Below are 19,101 nucleotides of genomic sequence, written 5' to 3'. Positions count from 1 at the left end.
GAAGTCATCCTTTTCAAAATTTAAAGTTAATTTGTATTTGGGGAAGTGAGTTGGGCTAACTCGGCTAATAGAGGCCAATCTTTCATCATTTTCACAAAATGTTCTTGTTGCGCAATATCGATATAGTTTAATTTAGACAAAGAATAGGTATTGGCTAAGACATATAAGTCTTCTGGCAATTTTGTCGCTGTTTTTTTATTAAAGCTCAGTGCCCTGTTATCCATTTTTTTGCTCTTTTAACGATGGTATTAATTTAAATTATAGCAATCATTGTTCCATGTGTTAGTATTTTTTTATGGGAGGGGCTTTGTTTTTACTAAATAATATTCTACATTGTTCTCTCAGGGAGAGACGAGCTTATGTAGTGTAACTAGGTTGTAAGCAACCACGCTACACTTTAGTACATAGGATTTATCTTTAAGGTTAACGCCATTTGATTAATTATCATCCAGTTGTAGAACTTAATATTTTTTTTCTACTCATTCTATGCTATTGATAAATGATAATACTTGTTTTTTTTGCTATAAATAAAATAAAAAGGCTTAATTAACAATGAAACTCACTCATGCTCCAATACAAAAAGCTGTATTTCCTGTGGCTGGTCTAGGAACCCGATTTTTGCCAGCAACTAAAGCTGCTCCAAAGGAAATGTTATCTATCGTTAATAAGCCCTTAATTCAGTATGCGGTTGAAGAGGCTTATGCTGCAGGAATACGACAAATGATTTTTGTCACTTGCCATTATAAACGAGCTATTGAAGATCATTTTGATATATCGAATGAATTAGAGAACGAACTAATTTCCCATAACAAAATGGAACTTTTGTCTTTGGTACATGCAGTGAAACCAGAAGATATGGAGTGTTTTTATGTCCGACAACCGAAACCTTTAGGCCTGGGGCATGCCGTTTTATGCGCTGAAAGTTTGATAGGTGATGAGGCGTTTGCTGTGTTGCTTGCCGATGATCTGATTATTGGTGAGCCTCCCATTATGAAGCAAATGGTCGACATTTATAAAGAATATAGAACCAGCGTTCTCGCAGTGCAAAATGTTTCTCCTGAGCATACCTCACAATATGGCATTATTGCAGGGAAACAACGCACTGAGCGTATTCTCGATATTACTGACTTAGTAGAAAAACCACTTCCAGATCATGCTCCTTCAAATATTGCTATTGTTGGGCGTTATATTCTTAGCGCAAGTATCTTTGATGAAATTAGAGCGTTGCCGCATGTTGATGGAGACGAGATTCAACTGACAGATGCAATTAAATGTTTATTAAAAAAAGAATCTGTTTTAGCGTATCGCTATGATGGAACACGTTATGATTGTGGCAGTATATTAGGCTTTTTAAAAGCGAACGTCGATCTAGGAAGAATTGATCCTGTAGAGGGGGAACGTTTTTCTAAATGGTTGTTAGAAACAATACATAAGCAACATTTTGAACGGTAATATTTTATGCTCGCATTAACACAAATTAGTTCGTGGAAGCAGCTAGAGCACTATAAGCAATCCAATTGTGATGAGTCGCATCTTCAGTTACTCGACTCTAATAAGAATATAAGGTCAAAAAAATATTGTGCCACAGCATCAAATATTGCAATTGACTACAGCCAACAATTTATAGACGACGAAGTATTGCATTTGCTCTTTTCTCTTGCGGATGAGTGTGGATTGCAAGAAAAAATAAATCAGCTAATGTCCGGACATCATGTTAATACTTCAGAGCATAAACCAGCATTACATACGGCACTTAGAGCTTCAGCCGATGAACAAATTATTGTAAAGGGTCATAATATTATTCCCGATGTTATACATGCTCGTGAGCTAATGCGGGATATTTCTACTCGGCTCAGAAATGGGGAATGGTATGGATTTTCAGGAAAACCCATTACTGATATTGTTAATATAGGCATTGGTGGTTCTTTTTTGGGGCCAAAATTTTGTACCAGGGCATTAATTGACTTTACAACGGATAAATTAAAATTTCATTTTATATCTGGCATTGATCCACATGAGTTTCAGCATAAATTAAGTCAATTAAATCCAGAAACAACCCTTTTTATCATTGCTTCAAAATCGTTCACTACAAAGGAAACCTTATGTAACATGGATAAGGCTATTGTATGGCTAGCTCAGCCTCAACATATTAATAAGCATATTATTGCGGTTACCGCAAATGTAGATAAAGCGAGGCAATTTGGAATAGATAATGTGATCCCTACCTGGACTTGGGTTGGTGGTCGTTATTCTACGTGTTCTTCTATTAATCTTATTACCTGTATTGCAATCGGATATAAACATTTTTCCGAAATGCTTGTAGGAGCGCGAGAGATGGATAAACATTTTCAGAATACTAAGTTTTCACAAAACTTACCCGTTCTTTTAGCACTTCTTGGCATTTGGAATATTAATTTCTTGAAAATTCATAATCTGTTGATGTTAATTTACTTTTATGATCTTCAGCATTTTGTTCCTTACATACAACAATTGGATATGGAAAGTAATGGGAAATCAATAGACAAAGACGGACGAATAGTTAATTATGCTACAGGGCCTATTATTTGGGGGGGGCCTGCGCATCAAGTTCAACATAGTTATTTTCAGTTATTGTGCCAAGGAACACATAGAGTTGCCGCTGATTTAATCAGTATAGATACTTTAGAAAATGCTATGGTTAATAAAATGTGCAATGCACATCAAAAAGTGTTGAGCAATGGAGCGGGGTCTCGTGATTGTAAGCAATTAAAATCGTTTAAAACGCCCACTAATCATCTCTCTTTATTTGATTGGACCCCTAAAACACTTGGTTCTTTAATGGCTCTATATGAGCATAAAATTTTTACCCAAAGTGTAATATGGAATATTAATGCGTTCGATCAACCTGGTGTTGAGTTATCGAAACAGATAATTGGATAATATAATTGAAAAAACCTATCCGAAATGTCAAATTTAAGCTAAGTAAGCTCAGCTTAGTTTTGTTCAGTGCTGCCTGTATCTCTCAAGCGCAGGCTGCGGATAGTCTCACACCGAAACAATTTTTGTTGCAACAAGTGCTGGCTGGTGAAGCAAATTATAGAGATGATTTAGTGGAACAAGCACTTTATCGTCTAGATCTTATAGCGCCTAATGATCCAGAGGTAATAGTCGCTCGTTTGAGATTTGCTTTGCGCAAGGGGAATCGTATTTTAGCAGAGCAATTGTTGGATAAATTAAAGAGAGTAGCACCCAATTCTGAAATCTATAAACAAGCACAAATCAATGTTGCATTATCGCAACCCGAAGCAGGGCAAAAACTCCAGCAAGCGCGATTATTAGCTGTTGCTGGAAAGCTAGTTGAAGCAAAAAAACTCTATGATGATCTTTTTCATGGCGATCCACCTACCCTCACACTTGCCGTTGAGTATTGGTCTATAGTGGCAAGAATACCTGAACTAGAGAATGAGGGCGTGGCTCATTTGCAGGATTTATATCTTTATCTGCAAAAAAATAATCTTATTCAAAATAATAGATTAAGTAATGTTAATTGGATCAATTCTCTTCAATCTACATTGTCTCAATTACTCAATATAGAAGGGGATAGGGCATTTAAAGCGGGTAATCTTGCTTTAGCTCAGCAAAAATATCAGTTGGCAGTCCAATATGATAGTACTAATGATTTTGCAGTAATTGGCTTAGGGAATGTGGCTTATACTCGAAAAGATTATGTAACTGCGGAGCAAGAATATAAAAAAGCAGAACGTCTTTATCCTAGTGGTAGTATTGCTGTGTATGGTTTGATAGGGATTTATAGGCGCCAATCGCCACAAAAAGCACTAAGTTATTTAGATAGTTTACCGCTGAGTAAACAATTTAAATTTAAAGACATTAGGCGAGACTTACAAAGTGATGTTTTACAACAACAAGCAGAGCGTTTTGTTGCTCGTAAACAATGGTTCGAAGCATTACAAAAATATAGGGATGCGCGTCAAATAACTCCCGATGATCCTTGGCTCGCTTATCATTTGGCACAAGTATTACATGAGTTAAAACAAGATGAAAAAGCAAATGACGTATTATTGTCACTAGTTGCAAAACAAAACAATAATCCCAAAGTAATCTATGTTTATGCACTTTTTTTATCTTCAATTAAGCAGGATGAAAAGGCAATTGCTTATTTGAACAAAATTCCCAAAAAACTTTGGGATAAAGACAGTCTCGATTTGGCACAACGTATAGAAAAAGAGTTAGTACTTAAGCATGCTCGCATGGCTATGGATTATGCTCAAAAGATGAGGGATCGAGGGAATAAGGAAGGTGCTAATGCTTATTTACTAAAACAACCTAAAATGCCCATGATTACGTTGAAATTAGCCGATTGGGCGTTAGAGGATGGTAAAATTAATGAAGCACTAGCGTATTATCGTGAAGTTAGAGCAGCAGAACCCCAAAATTCCGATGCTCTTTTAGGAGAAATAGAAGCTTTGGTTGCTGGAAATCATATTAAAGAAGCACATCGTCTTCTCTTAGTAGAACAACCAAGCGAAGCGTCGTTAGACTTTAACATGCAACGCAGAGTCGCTAATGCCTGGATTGCCGTAGGTGAAGCAAATAAAGCCTATATGATTTTTCAACGCATAAAGCTGCAAGCACGCATAGCTCCTCCCGGTATGGTTTCTTCGTTGGTATTTCGTGATGCAGCAAATTTGGAGCGGAAATTACAGCAGCCGCAATTGGCTAGAGCTGATTATGCAGAAGCAATGGTTAAGAGCCAAATTACCTCTATTTATCCAGGAGATAATAATACTTATACTTTTTTAACGCGTAATCATAAGAGTGATGATTGGTTGAAACGAGGAATTCGTTCTGAAGCCGCTCAGCTTTATCGTCAACGGGAGGTGCGGATCACGGCGGAACATGACAATTGGACTTTGAGTGGAACTGGTGGAACCTCTCTTTTAACCATTAGAGACGATATAATCCAAGCTGATATGCCTTTATATGATGGGCGAGCATATGCACGAAGTGATATTGTTTATGTAAGCGCAGGTAATTTTGCCACTAACGGAGGTGCTTTTTTTAATAATTTTGGCACCTGCGGGATTAATGGTTGCTTCACTGATATAGCGCAAAGAGCTAAGGGGCTTGGTGGTTCCGTCGGTTGGGTAAATGATAAATGGGCTGTAGATGTTGGTGAAACTCCATTAGGATTTAATGTTGTTAATACGGTTGGGGGGATTGCTTATTCTGGAAGCTTCAATCATGTGGGGTGGACCTTAGCGGCGTCTCGTAGGCCGATGTCAAATTCATTATTGTCCCTGGCCGGAGCTCGAGATCCTAATACTGGGATTATATGGGGTGGTGTTGTTGCCAGCGGCCCTAGCTTATCTTTAAGCTATGATAGAGGGGGGTCTTTTGGCTTATGGGGCTTTATGGACGCAGATCAATTAACGGGTAAAAATGTAGCTAACAACTACCGAGTTCGATTGATGGAAGGCTATTATTATAAACTTATTAATGAAGATAATGCTCGAATGTCTATTGGTATTAATAATATGCTTTGGCATTATCAAAAGGATCTGAGTGGTTATACCTTAGGGCAGGGGGGATATTATAGCCCACAAAGTTATCTTTCGTTTGCTCTTCCCGTTGATTTTAGACAAAGAATAGCCAATTGGTCTTATGAATTTGGCGGTTCAATTTCCTGGTCTACTGCAAATAATCAGAATAGCTTGCTTTATCCTTTGCCATATTTATTTCCACCAGTCACACTCGCCCAAAATTCTATTGTTACAGGCGGGCCAAATACTGGATGGGGATATACCTTATTGGCTTTAGTGGAGCGTCGCCTTGGTCCTCATTGGACCTGTGGCGGTGTGGTTAATATCCAGCGAACTAGAGACTTTACTCCAAGCCATATATCCGTTTATCTTCGTTATTCTCTTGACGGTTGGATGGGTGATCTTGATATGCCACTAAGACCTCTTGTTCCTTATACGAATTTTAGTTAAGCGATAATTTTTGAGTAGTCGAGCGTATTTCGACCTATATTGTTCGTTCGAAAGGCACTAAATTAAAGAAATTCACGGAACAATGTAGCCCATTACACTACGTTAATACGCATAGCCGTCAAGTTAAGAAGGAAATGAGGTCAATTTCCCCCTCTCCTTCGATGGAGAGGGAATTAGAAGCAGAATAATATTCAGATAGCACGAAAAGCCCCCTCACCCGCGAGAGATATTTGAACCCAATACTTAATCGCGGGAGAGGGGTAGAGATAGGGCTTTAGAACGATATTTCGCTTCTTAACTTGACAGCTATGTAATCCGGGCTACATAAAACTTAACTTAGTGTCATTCAGCTTTTTCGCCCAACAAATGGTCTTCAACTCAGTCAGGCGCACCTACATTTCGTTTTATGGCTGAGGATAGGGAGCCCAATTACTGTCTCCTTTTAGGAGTACATAGGGTTTACCTTGATAATCTATGACTATAACCCCTTCATTTTCAGAAACTTCAGCTGTTTGCGGTAATTTATTAGTTAATGCTTTTAAATCCAGCTGAGGCGAGTTAAATAGTTTTCCATCCGCCAGACGTGATATTAATTCAGAGATTGCAAGATAACTGCTTGGATTGTTTATTTGTACCGCTTCCCCTTTATTTAGTGCTTTAGCACCAATTAATTTGATGCCAACAGGGATTTGGGTAATTGCTGGACTAGGGATGTCGCGTAATCCGGGCATTTGTAACTTATCTCCAGTAAGATTGGCGCCATGTTCTGGAATGACAACAATCACAACTTTTCGACCGGATTTTTCTAGAATAGTAAAAAAATCAACTAGCTGATCAAACAATTTTTTTGCTCTTGCTTCATAAGGAATGACCTTGCTGTCTGCTAAAGAGCGATTGCCATCATGTAGGGTGATAATATTATAGTAAGTGGCGGTTGGCTTGCCATTATTTGCAGGTCTTTCTTTAAGCCATTTATTAAGCAGCTCATCATTGCTAAAAAGTGGGCTGCCATCAAACTCTATCATGGATTGATTAATGCCAACATGAGACATTAATGGCACCTTGGCTATGTCTCCATCATCTTGCAATTCTTTTAGAAAATTACCAAAAACACCATTGTGATCCAGCATGACTTCTGTAGTAAAACCAAGCTTAGCGAGGTTCTCTAACAGATAGCAATCTTGATTGACAGGATCATAGAGAGCGGTGTGCGATGTTTGTCCACAGCTGGCTCGTAGTAGGCGAATTCCAGCCGGGCCACTGTAGGATGCAGCTGAATTAAATTTATTAAAGAATATGTCAAATTGACTCCATAAAGGATGATTTCTTAAATGTACCGCGTCCAAGTCAGCCCATGCCAAGGAGCAAATGTGAATAATTAAGAGATCAAATGCCTGGGCATCAGCAGCTAATTTATCAGGAAAATTAGTTTTTCGTGGTTTTTCGGTGTTATAAAATTGATTCAGATAAGCATTCAGATTCTCATTTGTTGGTGGCATATTGGTTGTTGATGTTGTCACAGCAGCAGATGGCTGGCCGGTAGTCGCTGTTGTTTGACTGGGATTTGCGGTAGTTTTATTCGCCATAGGAAGTAGCGAAATAGCCGGCCCCTGAATGGTTAATATATTGAGCCAACAGAGCAATACTACAGTGAAGACAGTGATGCGAATCCATTGAGATAAAAAGAGATATGCAACCAATAGAACAAAGGCGGCACCTACCATCTGCCAATTTATAAAGCGATTTATCAGCTCAAGTATATAGTCCGGGCTGAATTTAAAAATATTAGCCCCTTGATCCATGATGCTATATATATTGGGTAGCCAAGTATCATGGTAAAACAAGCCAAGGCCAATGGGTAAGGCTAACCAATTTCTGCAACGATGTAAAAATAAAGACGGTAATGGAAACAGTAAAACTGCTAGGAATATTAGATTAAGGAATGGATGAAAATTCAAATATCCATACCATAAAAGAGCGAATTTTAAGATAAAATAGTAGTTCCATGCACCTAAACCACGCCAGTTGCGCCATGCAGAAGAGGTTTCTTGAGAGAGTTGTTCTGTATTTATCATTATTTTTTCTTAGTTTGTGCCGAGTGATTAGTATTCGATAAAAACCCAGCAGTTTTTAGATATCGAGGTTTTAAGAAAAAGCTCTGTAATGCTCTTAACCCTTTTCGCACTCGGGATTTACTCGTCCATCCCAGTACAAAAAAGAATACGCCTGATATGGAGATGATTTGAATAACATCAGTTAGTTCCATAGTTCATTTCCTTTTGTTCCTATTAATAGTCAGTGTAATAGGTTCAGGGACTCGTCTTGCTACTGCTACCGGAGGTTCCTGTAATTTTGTTTCTTGCTCAGGTAATGTCTCCCCTTTATCTTCTATGCTCTTGCAATATAATTCAAGTTGTTTTATCTCTGAAATAATTTGTAAGTCGAGATCCCAGGCTACGTGATTAGTAAAGATCACGTTCACTGGCTGTTGAAAAATATAACTAAGCGCTGTATCCAGATCACTGACAGCACAGGTAGAAAGGAATAGAAATAATCTGTTTTTAGTTATAGTGACTATATCACCTGAACGTTTTAAATCACATAAGGATAATGCTTGTTCGGTTGCCACATTCTCCTCTGGCATCAAAGCAACCAGTAGCCCTTTACCATTATCAGGAAGAATTGTATTGTACATTCGGGACAAAACTATTTGGCTAAATTGTTTTACAGGGAGATAGCCTTTTTGTTCTATGGGGTGCATTGCGCTGAGTAGAGCATCGAAATTTTTAGGCACGAAACGATTAAATCGTTGTCCTTGTATACTTTCCAACATAGTGAGAAATTTGGGTAGAGAGACTGTCTGAGGTACAGTTAAATTGGCGCCGCAGGCCAACAGTAAGCGTTCATCGCTATAACGTATGTTATTGCTCATTTCACGTATCACTATTTTTAAAGCATCACCACATTGGCAACGTAGATAATGAACTTGCTTGGCAAGCTCGTCCACCTGATTGCTGTCTGATAGGGAGAAAATTATAGTGGCGGCCTGTAATCGTTCGGCCTGTTGTACTAATAAGGTATTATTATCTAATAACTGCCAATTTTCAGAGGGTGGTAAAGCTCCCTCCAGAGTTTTTTTATCTGCTAAATAAAGAAATTCATCATTTTGTGATAGGGGCGACTTTTGACTGTTATCAGGTTGCATGCTCCAGTCTTGTTGATCTTTATTCATGGAAAGAATTTGATTGGCGGTGAAACCTGTTTCTGTTGCCCACCAAGAAATGCTGTATTGTAAAAAATCTTCTTGCCAGTGTAATTGCGACAGTCCGTCTAGAAATCGATGTTGAGAAAACAAGTGGCTTTGTAATTGATGACTGCCTAGTCCATGATTAATCAGTAGTAAAGTACTTTGTTCTATATTGAGCCATCTACTGGTTTTTTGTATCCATACTTTAATTTCATGTTTGGTGAATAACTGCCATAGACTGGAATTGACTAATAAAATAAGCAATCGTTTTTGGGGCTTTAATGCACGCATTAGATCGGTGGTAATATGCAAAATGGCCGCTTTTTTAGTGGGCATAGTAAATAAAGGTAATTTTTTTATGGATAGAGTAGTCATATCAGTTAAGAAAGAGGGGGGTATTTCATGTTGGCATATTAAAGCAGCATTAGTGTCCTCAGATTGAGCCATAATTATTTGTTTACAAAATTGATCTGCGTCTGTTGTACGGTCTGCATTAATCCAATAAAAACCAGGAGATTGCATCATCGATAATGCACCCCAGTTTTGACTAATACCCATAGAAAAAGATAACGTCATAGATTCCTGTCCAGTCGTTTAAGAAATACCATACGTAACTATTCTTACCTTAATCTTCACCATACTTATAAACTCAATCCATTTAATCTCTTTTTTACATAAAAAGGAAGATTTTTATCACACTGATTATACAAGAGATTTATTTATTTCTGTATTGCTCACTAATACGTACTTTAACTTTGTATTTTGCTGGCTTAAAGTGATAAGCCAGCATGATAGAGGTTAAATAGGGTAGCCCGAATAGAATAAGGGCATGTTTTATAGATTTCGACAAACTGAGATCGCCGAGTAAACTAACCGCAAGACCTAGTTGAGTGGTGCGGTTGCGGATGAAGTCAGTGAAAAAGAGTTGGCGCATGTTTTCTATTCCTAATGACATTCTGATTTGCTCTCTGCAATAATGGAATACACTTCATTATCGCCAATGATGAGATGGTCAAGTAAACGTACATCGACTAATTCTAGGGCGTCTTTGAGACGTTCAGTAGCCGCTATATCTTGCTGACTGGCATCAGAAATTCCAGATGGATGGTTATGGGCAAGAATTAAAGCCGCCGCATTGAGTTGTAGAACTCGCTCGATAATAGGTCTGGGATGAACAGTAGCTGAATTAATAGTACCAGAAAATAACTCTTCATAGGCGATAACGCGTTGTTGATTATCAAGAAATAAAGCGGCAAAAGTTTCATTTTTATAATCACGCATTCTTTTTTTTAAATAGGCATAAGTTTGTTTGCTGTTGGTTATTTGGGTTTCTTTTTGTAAGTAAATAAAGTCGCTACGTCGACACATTTCTTTTACTGCCTGAAGTTGCACATAACGAACATCTCCTAAGCCACGTATTTTTTTGAAGTTTTGGCGTTCTGCATTCAATACAGCTCGTAAATCACCTAAATGTTTCATGAGTTCCGCAGCTAATTGCAGGCATGATTTTTTTCCACTACCAGAACTAATAAATATGGCCAGCAACTCTGTATCGGAGAGGCTTTTTGTGCCATGAGTCAGTAATTTTTCACGCAGGTCTAACTGCCGCGTTGATTGGACAACCGTCATTTTGTATTCCTTATATTCCTTTATTGCGAAGTTTGTGCTTTGATCGAGGCTATTCTTATCAAAAATGGTCAGTCATGCAAGATTTTATTAATAAAAAAATTCTTCTAGGAGTGTGTGGGGGTGTTGCTGCTTATAAGTCTGCCTATCTGGTGAGAGAATTAACGCGGCTTGGTGCCGAGGTGCGGGTTGTGATGACTAAATCAGCGCAGCAATTTATTAGTCCTTTATTAATGCAAGCTTTATCAGGTAATGAAGTTCGCACTGATTTATTTGATACACAGGCTGAACGAGCTATGGGGCATATTGAGCTAGCACGTTGGGCTGACTATTTACTCATTGCCCCCGCCTCTGCTAATTTTTTGGCTAAAATGGCACAAGGTATAGCTGATGATTTGCTTTCTACCTTGTATCTAGTGGCAGAAATTCCGGTGTTTATTTGTCCCGCTATGAATAGAAGTATGTGGGCCCATCCTGCTACCAAGGCAAATTGCTCACTTTTGCGTGAACGGGGTGGGGTGTTTATTGGTCCCGAGGAGGGGTCTCAAGCATGTGGTGAAGAAGGGGTGGGGCGAGTTAGTGAAGCAGAACAAATTATTACTGCTTTGCGATTACACGATGTCTATCAACTTCTTCCTGGGAAAAAAATAGTTATTACTGCGGGCCCTACTCGTGAGTCAATAGATCCTGTCCGTTATCTAACTAATTACAGTTCCGGTAAAATGGGCTATGCCTTAGCTGAGGCTGCTGCTATGGCGGGAGCTCAAGTGACCCTCATCAGTGGTCCTTCGACATTAAATGTTTCTGCAGGAATCGAGCTTATTAAAGTTGAATCAGCACAATCTATGTTAGATGAAGTAGTGAAACACATGCAAAAAGACTCTATATTTATAGGTACTGCTGCGGTTGCTGATTATCGAGTTAAATCTCCAGCTACAGAGAAAATGAAGAAAAAGGATCATGCTTCGCTAACTTTAGAGTTGGTGAGAAATGTGGATGTTCTTAGCACGGTCGCTGCTAGTGGTCATGCTTCTTTTGTGGTGGGATTTGCTGCTGAAACTACAGACTTAGTAGCCTATGCTAAAGAAAAGCTGCACGATAAGAAATTGGATATGATAGTAGCCAATCAGGTTGGTAAGGGAGTTGGTTTTGAGAGTGACCTCAACCAGGTCACTGTAATTACAAAAAATAAGCAAATCGAATTGACCTTAACCCATAAAACACGCCTAGCAGGGCAAATTATTGCAATCCTTGCCGCAACTCTGCAAAATGGGGCGCATTAAAGTCATCAGGAATTATTATGTTAAAGGCTATCCAATTAAAAATTTTAGATTCAAGAATAGGGGATACTATTCCTCTTCCCACTTATGCGACAGGGGGCTCTGCTGGATTAGATTTGCGCGTATGTATCAATGAAGCGATGCAAATAGGGCCACAGGAGACTGTTCTATTGCCGACAGGCCTTTCAATTTACATTGCGGATCCTAATTTAGCCGCGGTGATTTTGCCTCGTTCTGGTTTAGGCCATAAAAATGGTATTGTTTTGGGGAATCTGGTTGGCCTAATTGATTCCGATTATCAAGGTGAATTAAAAATTTCTTGTTGGAATAGGAGTCAGGAGCATTTTACCGTGAATCCCGGTGAACGAATTGCACAATTGGTTTTTGTTCCTGTGGTGCAAGCCTCATTTGAAATAGTCGATTCCTTTTCTGAGAGTTCCAGAGGAGACGGTGGATTTGGTAGTTCTGGGAGGCACTAAATGATTTATGAACAAAGACAAATTAAACGATCAGTTTTTAGAGCTTATGATATTCGCGGACGAATAGACCAGGATTTAGATGAGCATTCATTCTATACTTTAGGTTTAGCTTTAGCATGTTACTTACAGCAATTAGATCGCAGCCAAGTTTTTGTGGCAAGAGATGGGCGTTTAACTAGTCTTGCTTTGAGTTTGGCTTTAAAAAAGGGGTTACTCGATAGTGGTATTGATGTAGTGGATCTTGGCGCCGTTGCGACTCCGGTCATGTACTACGCAACGAATACGCAAGATATAGACTGTGGCTTAATGGTTACCGGCAGTCATAATCCGGCTGATTATAATGGCATAAAAATGGTTTTAGCTGGAAAAACCTTAGTACAAGAAGATATCGATGTTCTTTATGATTTGATGACTGAAGGAAAACGGGTTCTAGGTCATGGCAAAGAAACTTCTTTAGATGTAATTCCTGATTATCAACAACGCATTATTAGTGATATCAAATTAAAACGCCCATTAAAAGTGGTTGTTGATTGTGGCAACGGAATTGCGGGTCCAGTAATACCGCAAGTGATCTCTGCATTAGGGTGTGACGTTATTCCATTGTATTGTGATGTTGATGGACGTTTTCCTAATCATCATCCTGATCCTACTGTAGAAGCGAATCTAGTTGACTTAAAAAAATCAGTCAAAGAGCATCAAGCAGATATAGGTTTAGCTTTTGATGGCGATGCCGATAGACTCGGACTAATTACTAATATGGGTGAGATGATTTGGCCTGATCGTCTGATGATGCTTTATGCTCGAGAGGTTTTAAGTCGTCTTCCTGGTGCTACTATAGTATTTGATGTCAAATGTTCTTCTCATTTAGAGCAGGTTATTACTGAGGCTGGTGGTGTTGCTAAAATGTGTCCAACGGGGCACTCCATAGTAAAATCAGTAATGAAAAAGGAACAAGCCGCTTTAGCCGGTGAAATGAGCGGGCATTTGTTTTTTAAAGATCGATGGTATGGATTTGATGATGCTTTATACAGTGCTTGTCGTTTATTAGAGGTTATTAGTTCCTCTTCGCTCAGTGTTAGCGAACAATTTGCAACGATACCTAACAGTATTAATACTCCCGAATTAAAAATCGCTATAGCAGAAGAAGAAAAATTTGCCTTCATGAAGCGTTTTAGTGAAGAAGCACAATTTTCTGATGCGCGCATCATCCCCATTGATGGTTTGCGCGTTGAGTTTGCCAATGGTTGGGGGCTATTACGAGCTTCTAATACTACCCCCTGCCTTGTGGCTCGATTTGAGGCAACTGATAGGGATCATTTGAAGCAAATTCAGCATTTATTTAAAAAGCAGATACATCTAGTGAATAACCAATTAGTTCTTCCTTTTTAACTGCTTTTAAGCGTTTGAAGCCCTCTTGCGCAAGGAGCGAGGGGGCGTTCAACTGCGGCTTACATCAGGCCTTCCAATAAAAAGCATCTTGTCTAATTAATGTGCTATATTTAACTGTAGTGTAACCATACACTTAATGGCGTCAACTTAATCTTTTATCCGTAGCCCCTATTAACGTCGCGTAATACGGGAATGTAGCGTTGGATCCCTGATGACGACGAGCTACACGTCCCGCAGTAACATCTGGGAGAGGAAACGCGTGTTTTATGGAAATGAAACAGAAGAAAAGGAGCAATAAAAATGGATCTTAATACATTAACGAGTCAAAGCCCTAAAATTATGACTGTAATTGAAAACATTAAGAATGATCCTAATTTTTTTAATGAATTAAAGGCCAATCCTCAGGAAGCATTAAATAAAATTGGAGTGGAACTTAATGAAGAGGAATTAGGCTGGATTCAAAAAATAGAAAGTCTTAGCCAACTTGGCGTAGGTAATCTTCAAGAGCTTGAAGAAGAAGCAGTGGGAATGCTCGCCAAGATAAAAGGACTTTTAGGTATGAAATAAACCCATTTTATTCGTTCAAAGCAAAGGGGAGGTAGTATGCCAGGTCGTTCCAAACGGAAAATTCCTCCTCAGCAATCTGAGCAAAAAAGACTTGATGCGCTGCAAGAGCTGCATATTATGGATACTCTTCCAGAGGAAAGTTATGATCGCCTTGTGCATATGGCTATCAATTTATTTAATATGCCAATTTGTTATATCGCTTTTCTAGATAAAGAGAGACAATGGTTTAAGTCACGTCATGGATTAGAACAGAGTCAAACGCCAAGAAGCATTGCCTTTTGTAATGAAACAATAAAGAAAAATGAACCATTAATTATTAACGATACTCATCTTGATGAGCGATTTTATAATAGTCCTTTAGTGAGGAATGATCCGAATATCAGGTTTTATGCTGGTGTGCCCTTAACTGATCCTGACGGATATAATGTGGGAACATTTTGTTTAGCCGATATCACTCCTAAAAAGCTCGATCCCAAACAAATGGAACTGCTGTTGACTTTATCAAATATAGCCAAAGATGAGCTTAGCTTACGAAAGTCTAATCTATTGCTGCAAAAAATAAAAAGTCAACTCGAGATGCGCAATAAACTGATTCGTAAAGTATTCAGTTTTTATATGCCAGATGAAATTATTAATACACTTCTGGCGTCACCTGAGCATCAAAAATTAGGCGGACATGAAAATAAAATAACGGTTATGTTCTGTGATTTAAGAAATTTTACCCCTTTATCAGAGACAATTTCGGCCGAAAAACTAGTTGACCTTTTGAATGCTTATTTTTCGAAGATGGTTCCTGTTATTGAAAAACACCATGGTATTGTTGATGCATTTATTGGTGACGCCATTATGATAAATTTCGGAGCCACCGTTTCACGAAAGAAAGAATCACTACAGGCTATATCTTGCGCATTGGAAATGCAAGATGAACTGGCTAAACTCAATCGTGCTAATGAAAAGAAAAACTTACCCTGCTTGGAAATGGGAGTAGGAATCAATACGGGGGTTGCTGTTGTTGGTAATATAGGATCTAAGAAAAGAATGCAATATAGCGCTATTGGTTCCTCTGTTAATTTATCAGCACGAATTCAAGATTTCACTCTAGGTGGACAGATATTAATTTCGGAATCAACCTATAACGAAGTTGAGAAGGATATTGAAATTAATGGTCATTTACGGGTGAAGTTAAAAGGAATTCAGGCACCCGTAACAATTTATGAAGTAGCACGATTAAAAGAAAAAAATAAAAAAAAATCTTCTCGTCCTAGTGCTCAATCGATAGACACTAAAATAGAAAATAAACCTGAAGATTAGTGGATAATCTTACAAAAAGGGGATTCAGAATATTGTAATTAACTCTTAATACTGGAATTTTTAACTTGGTCTATAATAAATAATGTCAACTAAGGATATGGAGCTCCAAATGAAAAATACTAATATGACTTCTGGATGGGGATATACCAAGCAATTTCTTATAGCACTTTTCTTATTAAGTAGTCCATTGGCAGGTGCTTATGCTGCGTGTTGTGCCGGGCATGGCGGGGTTGCCTCTTGTAACAAATCGACAGGGGTTCAGATGTGCAAAGACGGCACTGCGTCTCCGACATGTAAGTGTAAGAAAGAAAAGACGACTAAACCAACTACTACAAAACAAACCACTACCAAACAGGTACCTGCATCCTCTACCAAGAAGACTCCTACAACTACTCCGACTACTACAACCAAACCTAAGAAACACTGGTGGAGTAGTGACAAATCAAATACAAATAATAGCACTACACCAGCCAGTACTACTAAAAATAAAAGTACTACTACACCAACTAATAGTGGCACTAGTGCTAAAGGCTGCTGCTCACGTCATGGTGGCGTAGCTCAATGTAATAAGTCTACTGGCTATCAAATGTGTAAAGATGGTAGTCAATCTGCTAGCTGTACTTGTCATTAAGCTTTTGTCGTAAGTCGAGTTGTTGACAACGAAAGTCGGCATCCATAAATCTTTTAAACTCAAATGGATACCGGCTTTCGCTTAAATATAATCACTTATTGTTTATAAGAAATTCACCCGGGTTAAATACGGATAAAATGGGTAAAGAACAACCCCATTACTTTTTACAGTTGCTCGCTATTTTGCTAGGGAAAAAGTTGACGATACATCAAATCAAAATAATTCAATATGTTGATTTCTTACAGGCATAAAGCATGACTTCCAATGGTTGTTGGTTTTGCAAGCGGGCGGGTACCTTTTCCTGTAAGACGATTTGGAGTTGATTGTGCTCTGCCAAATCGTTGATGTAGTCCGGATGATGGCTGAAACGAGCACTTGATTCAAGAAACCAAGGGGATTTCTTGCTGATCTCGGTAGTAAAAATAAAATATCCTTCATTATTTAGGTGATTATAAATAGAGGTGAATAACTCGCTAAGATCACTAAAGTAAGGCAAAACATCGGCTGCAACAACTAAATCAAAGTGTTCTTTATTTTGTTTAAAAAATTCAGTTAATTCTGCTTGAACTAAAACATCATATATTCCTTTTTCTTTGGCATGAGTCAGCATTTTTTCGGCTATATCGACGCCGGTTAAATGCTTACTTATTTCGCGTAGCACCACTCCTGTTAAGCCGGTACCACATCCTAAGTCCAGAGTTCTATTAACTTGCAGTAGTTCTAGTTTATGAATCAAGCGAGCAACATGTTGTGGAATGGAATAGTTTAATTGATCTCTCATATGTTGATCGTAATAGAGAGCATAGTTATTAAATAAATTTTGGGCGTATTCAGGAGTAGTAGAGCCTTCTGCACCACTAATTGCATGAAGCATATGACTGCTAATGGTGTCTTGGGGGTTAATCGCCAGGGCCTGTTTTAAATACTCGCGCGCGGTTTCTCGTTGATCCATTTTTAAATAAATAGCGGCCATGTTGTTTAGAGAAGGACAATGATCTTTTTGTATTTTAAGGAGTCGTTCAAACATAATAATGGCTTCGTTTAAATGGCCTAAAGCCATTTGCGCAACACCCGAATTGTAGAGATACTCTATATTATTAGGGTCTTTATTAAGTAACACATCATAATGCATTAACGCATTTTCAAAACGATCGTGGTGCATAAATGTAGCAGCTAAATTATTGCGGGCATCGATGTGTTCATTATCCAAAGCCAATGCTTTGCTGAAATAGTCTACGGCCTGTTGGTTTTGTTCTCTTTTTAGGGCGATGACCCCTAGGTTGGTCAATGCTTCTATCTGTTCGCTGTCATGTTCTAAGACCTTGTGAAAGCATTGTTCTGCTTCATCAAGTAAATTGTCCTCCAGATTTAAAACGCCTAAATAGAATTGGGCTTCTGTATGTTCAGGATTTAAGGTGATGACATTATTAAATTGTGTTTTGGCAGCTGCTAATTGGTTATGGCGCAGTAAAAGCAAGCCGAGATTAAAATGAGCAGCACTAAAATCAGGTTCTGCATTCACTGCTTTAACATAATGAGCCAATGCTTGTTGGTAGTTATTTTGCAAAGCATAAATGGTGGCTAAATTATTATGTGCCTGTGCATATTGTGGATTTAGGGTAATGGCCTGCTGGTAATATCGAATGGCTTCTTCATATAGATGCTTTTTTTTGTAGGCATTGGCCAGATTATTCAGTAAGGTGGCATCCTGCGGCTGCACTGCTTGAGCTTGTAATAAGTATTGAATTGACGTATCAATGTTGCCCAGTTGTGCATAGGTTAACCCCAGAAAATGTAAGGCATCTGGGTGATTAGGCCTCTTTTTTAGAATGCTTTCATACAGACTAATTGCCTGATGAAATTGGCCCTCATACTGTAATTGATACGCTTGAGCAAAAAGGGTTTCTAATTCATTATTCATTATAAGTTCGGTATAAGGTTGCGCAATTGATGTAACGCTTTTGCGCGATGACTAATGGTATTTTTTATAGTAGCAGGTAATTGAGCTGCCGTGCATTGGTATTCAGCAACATAAAATATGGGATCATAGCCGAACCCTTCCTCCCCTGATGGGCTCGTGGTAATACTGCCATCAAATTGGCCTGTAGCAATGAATGGAGTTGGGTCTTTGGCGTGTTGTACCAAGGCAATGGCGCAATAGAAAAATGCCTGGCGCCGCTCAGAAGGTAAATGAGCCATATTTCTTAATAATAAAGAGATATTGTTTTTGTCATTAGCCTTGATGCCAGCGTAACGCGCGGAATAAATGCCTGGCTCGCCATTAAGTGCAGGAACAACTAACCCCGAATCATCGGCTAAGGCGGGCTTTCCTGTTAATAAACTGGCATGGCGCGCTTTTATAATGGCGTTTTCGATAAAACTTAAGCCGTTTTCTTCGGCGTCAGTTACCCCTAAGCTGTTTTGGGCAATACAGTGTATGGGGGTTAACAATATTTGTAATTCTTTAATTTTTCCAGGATTACTGGTAGCGAGAATAATTTCTTTCATAATCGATTCTTCAATGATTTACCCTTATTAGACTTATGTTCCGTATTTCTTCGTGCCTCTTCTTGTTGCGAGC

At 38.6% G+C, this 19,101-nt stretch carries 17 protein-coding genes; 9 read left to right on the top strand and 8 right to left on the bottom strand.

The window, feature by feature from the left end:
* Nucleotides 1–26 precede the first annotated feature (26 nt).
* Nucleotides 27–224 (bottom strand): cellulose biosynthesis protein BcsR, encoded by a 198-nt coding sequence (gene bcsR / locus LFA_RS15380; protein ID WP_045096953.1) that lies wholly within the window; start codon nt 222–224, stop codon nt 27–29.
* Nucleotides 225–552: 328 nt separating this feature from the next.
* Here bcsR and galU point away from each other — a divergent pair, with 328 nt between their 5' ends.
* The 3 genes from galU to bcsC are packed head-to-tail and all read left to right on the top strand — an operon-like array spanning nt 553 to nt 5,990.
* Nucleotides 553–1,452 (top strand): UTP--glucose-1-phosphate uridylyltransferase GalU, encoded by a 900-nt coding sequence (galU, locus tag LFA_RS15375; RefSeq protein WP_045096952.1) that lies wholly within the window; start codon nt 553–555, stop codon nt 1,450–1,452.
* A gap of 6 nt (nt 1,453–1,458) precedes the next feature.
* The gene (gene pgi / locus LFA_RS15370; protein WP_045096951.1) at nt 1,459–2,919 is read left to right on the top strand and encodes a glucose-6-phosphate isomerase; all 1,461 of its coding nucleotides are present in this window, start codon (nt 1,459–1,461) and stop codon (nt 2,917–2,919) included.
* Between the two features lie 5 nt (nt 2,920–2,924).
* Nucleotides 2,925–5,990, top strand: coding sequence for a cellulose synthase complex outer membrane protein BcsC (gene bcsC, locus LFA_RS15365; protein WP_197541195.1), 3,066 nt, complete (start codon nt 2,925–2,927; stop codon nt 5,988–5,990).
* 404 nt (nt 5,991–6,394) lie between these two features.
* Here the strand turns inward: bcsC and bcsG are convergent, their stop codons facing one another.
* From bcsG to radC, 5 genes are all read right to left on the bottom strand, one after another.
* Nucleotides 6,395–8,065: a cellulose biosynthesis protein BcsG gene (gene bcsG / locus LFA_RS15360; protein ID WP_045096950.1), complete on the bottom strand. Its 1,671-nt coding sequence runs from the start codon at nt 8,063–8,065 to the stop codon at nt 6,395–6,397.
* Entirely contained in the window at nt 8,065–8,256 is a 192-nt protein-coding gene (bcsF, locus tag LFA_RS15355) for a cellulose biosynthesis protein BcsF (RefSeq protein ID WP_045096949.1), read from the bottom strand. Before bcsF ends, bcsG begins: the two co-directional genes overlap by 1 nt.
* 3 nt (nt 8,257–8,259) lie before the next feature.
* Nucleotides 8,260–9,813 carry a cellulose biosynthesis protein BcsE gene (gene bcsE / locus LFA_RS15350; RefSeq protein ID WP_045096948.1) on the bottom strand — a complete coding sequence of 518 codons (1,554 nt, stop codon included), beginning with the start codon at nt 9,811–9,813 and terminating at the stop codon, nt 8,260–8,262.
* 139 nt (nt 9,814–9,952) lie between these two features.
* Nucleotides 9,953–10,171: a hypothetical protein gene (locus LFA_RS15345; RefSeq protein WP_045097678.1), complete on the bottom strand. Its 219-nt coding sequence runs from the start codon at nt 10,169–10,171 to the stop codon at nt 9,953–9,955.
* Between the two features lie 11 nt (nt 10,172–10,182).
* Nucleotides 10,183–10,866 (bottom strand): RadC family protein, encoded by a 684-nt coding sequence (gene radC, locus LFA_RS15340; protein WP_045096947.1) that lies wholly within the window; start codon nt 10,864–10,866, stop codon nt 10,183–10,185.
* Between the two features lie 74 nt (nt 10,867–10,940).
* Here radC and coaBC point away from each other — a divergent pair, with 74 nt between their 5' ends.
* From coaBC to LFA_RS15310, 6 genes are all read left to right on the top strand, one after another.
* Entirely contained in the window at nt 10,941–12,146 is a 1,206-nt protein-coding gene (gene coaBC / locus LFA_RS15335; protein WP_045096946.1) for a bifunctional phosphopantothenoylcysteine decarboxylase/phosphopantothenate--cysteine ligase CoaBC, read from the top strand.
* 17 nt (nt 12,147–12,163) lie between these two features.
* On the top strand, nt 12,164–12,622 hold the full coding sequence (dut, locus tag LFA_RS15330; protein WP_045096945.1) for a dUTP diphosphatase: 459 nt from the start codon (nt 12,164–12,166) through the stop codon (nt 12,620–12,622).
* A complete protein-coding gene (locus tag LFA_RS15325) occupies nt 12,623–14,011 on the top strand; it encodes a phosphomannomutase/phosphoglucomutase (protein WP_045096944.1) in 1,389 nt (462 codons plus the stop codon).
* 300 nt (nt 14,012–14,311) lie between these two features.
* On the top strand, nt 14,312–14,578 hold the full coding sequence (locus LFA_RS15320; protein ID WP_045096943.1) for a hypothetical protein: 267 nt from the start codon (nt 14,312–14,314) through the stop codon (nt 14,576–14,578).
* 36 nt (nt 14,579–14,614) lie between these two features.
* Nucleotides 14,615–15,889: an adenylate/guanylate cyclase domain-containing protein gene (locus LFA_RS15315; RefSeq protein ID WP_084602211.1), complete on the top strand. Its 1,275-nt coding sequence runs from the start codon at nt 14,615–14,617 to the stop codon at nt 15,887–15,889.
* A gap of 109 nt (nt 15,890–15,998) precedes the next feature.
* Nucleotides 15,999–16,520, top strand: a complete 522-nt coding sequence (locus LFA_RS15310) for a hypothetical protein (RefSeq protein ID WP_045096942.1) — start codon at nt 15,999–16,001, stop codon at nt 16,518–16,520.
* Nucleotides 16,521–16,743: 223 nt separating this feature from the next.
* Here the strand turns inward: LFA_RS15310 and LFA_RS15305 are convergent, their stop codons facing one another.
* Together LFA_RS15305 and rdgB are read right to left on the bottom strand one after the other, a co-directional pair.
* On the bottom strand, nt 16,744–18,441 hold the full coding sequence (locus LFA_RS15305) for a tetratricopeptide repeat protein (RefSeq protein WP_045096941.1): 1,698 nt from the start codon (nt 18,439–18,441) through the stop codon (nt 16,744–16,746).
* The gene (rdgB, locus tag LFA_RS15300; protein WP_045096940.1) at nt 18,441–19,028 is read right to left on the bottom strand and encodes an RdgB/HAM1 family non-canonical purine NTP pyrophosphatase; all 588 of its coding nucleotides are present in this window, start codon (nt 19,026–19,028) and stop codon (nt 18,441–18,443) included. The genes LFA_RS15305 and rdgB overlap by 1 nt, the downstream gene beginning before the upstream one ends.
* Between the last annotated feature and the right edge of the window lie 73 nt (nt 19,029–19,101).

It is taken from the genome of Legionella fallonii LLAP-10 (assembly GCF_000953135.1).
Classification (GTDB): Bacteria; Pseudomonadota; Gammaproteobacteria; order Legionellales; family Legionellaceae; genus Legionella; species Legionella fallonii.
This window is presented reverse-complemented; position numbering and strand designations above follow the sequence as displayed.

Excerpts from the sequence above, each read along its gene's own strand:
- bcsG (WP_045096950.1), bottom strand. The coding sequence starts at position 8,065 with ATGATAAATACAGAACAACTCTCTCAAGAAACCTCTTCTGCATGGCGC.
- LFA_RS15305 (WP_045096941.1), bottom strand. The coding sequence starts at position 18,441 with ATGAATAATGAATTAGAAACCCTTTTTGCTCAAGCGTATCAATTACAG.
- radC (WP_045096947.1), bottom strand. The coding sequence starts at position 10,866 with ATGACGGTTGTCCAATCAACGCGGCAGTTAGACCTGCGTGAAAAATTA.
- galU (WP_045096952.1), top strand. The coding sequence starts at position 553 with ATGAAACTCACTCATGCTCCAATACAAAAAGCTGTATTTCCTGTGGCT.
- bcsE (WP_045096948.1), bottom strand. The coding sequence starts at position 9,813 with ATGACGTTATCTTTTTCTATGGGTATTAGTCAAAACTGGGGTGCATTA.
- LFA_RS15325 (WP_045096944.1), top strand. The coding sequence starts at position 12,623 with ATGATTTATGAACAAAGACAAATTAAACGATCAGTTTTTAGAGCTTAT.
- LFA_RS15315 (WP_084602211.1), top strand. The coding sequence starts at position 14,615 with ATGCCAGGTCGTTCCAAACGGAAAATTCCTCCTCAGCAATCTGAGCAA.
- rdgB (WP_045096940.1), bottom strand. The coding sequence starts at position 19,028 with ATGAAAGAAATTATTCTCGCTACCAGTAATCCTGGAAAAATTAAAGAA.
- LFA_RS15320 (WP_045096943.1), top strand. The coding sequence starts at position 14,312 with ATGGATCTTAATACATTAACGAGTCAAAGCCCTAAAATTATGACTGTA.
- pgi (WP_045096951.1), top strand. The coding sequence starts at position 1,459 with ATGCTCGCATTAACACAAATTAGTTCGTGGAAGCAGCTAGAGCACTAT.
- bcsR (WP_045096953.1), bottom strand. The coding sequence starts at position 224 with ATGGATAACAGGGCACTGAGCTTTAATAAAAAAACAGCGACAAAATTG.
- bcsF (WP_045096949.1), bottom strand. The coding sequence starts at position 8,256 with ATGGAACTAACTGATGTTATTCAAATCATCTCCATATCAGGCGTATTC.
- LFA_RS15310 (WP_045096942.1), top strand. The coding sequence starts at position 15,999 with ATGAAAAATACTAATATGACTTCTGGATGGGGATATACCAAGCAATTT.
- LFA_RS15345 (WP_045097678.1), bottom strand. The coding sequence starts at position 10,171 with ATGCGCCAACTCTTTTTCACTGACTTCATCCGCAACCGCACCACTCAA.
- coaBC (WP_045096946.1), top strand. The coding sequence starts at position 10,941 with ATGCAAGATTTTATTAATAAAAAAATTCTTCTAGGAGTGTGTGGGGGT.
- dut (WP_045096945.1), top strand. The coding sequence starts at position 12,164 with ATGTTAAAGGCTATCCAATTAAAAATTTTAGATTCAAGAATAGGGGAT.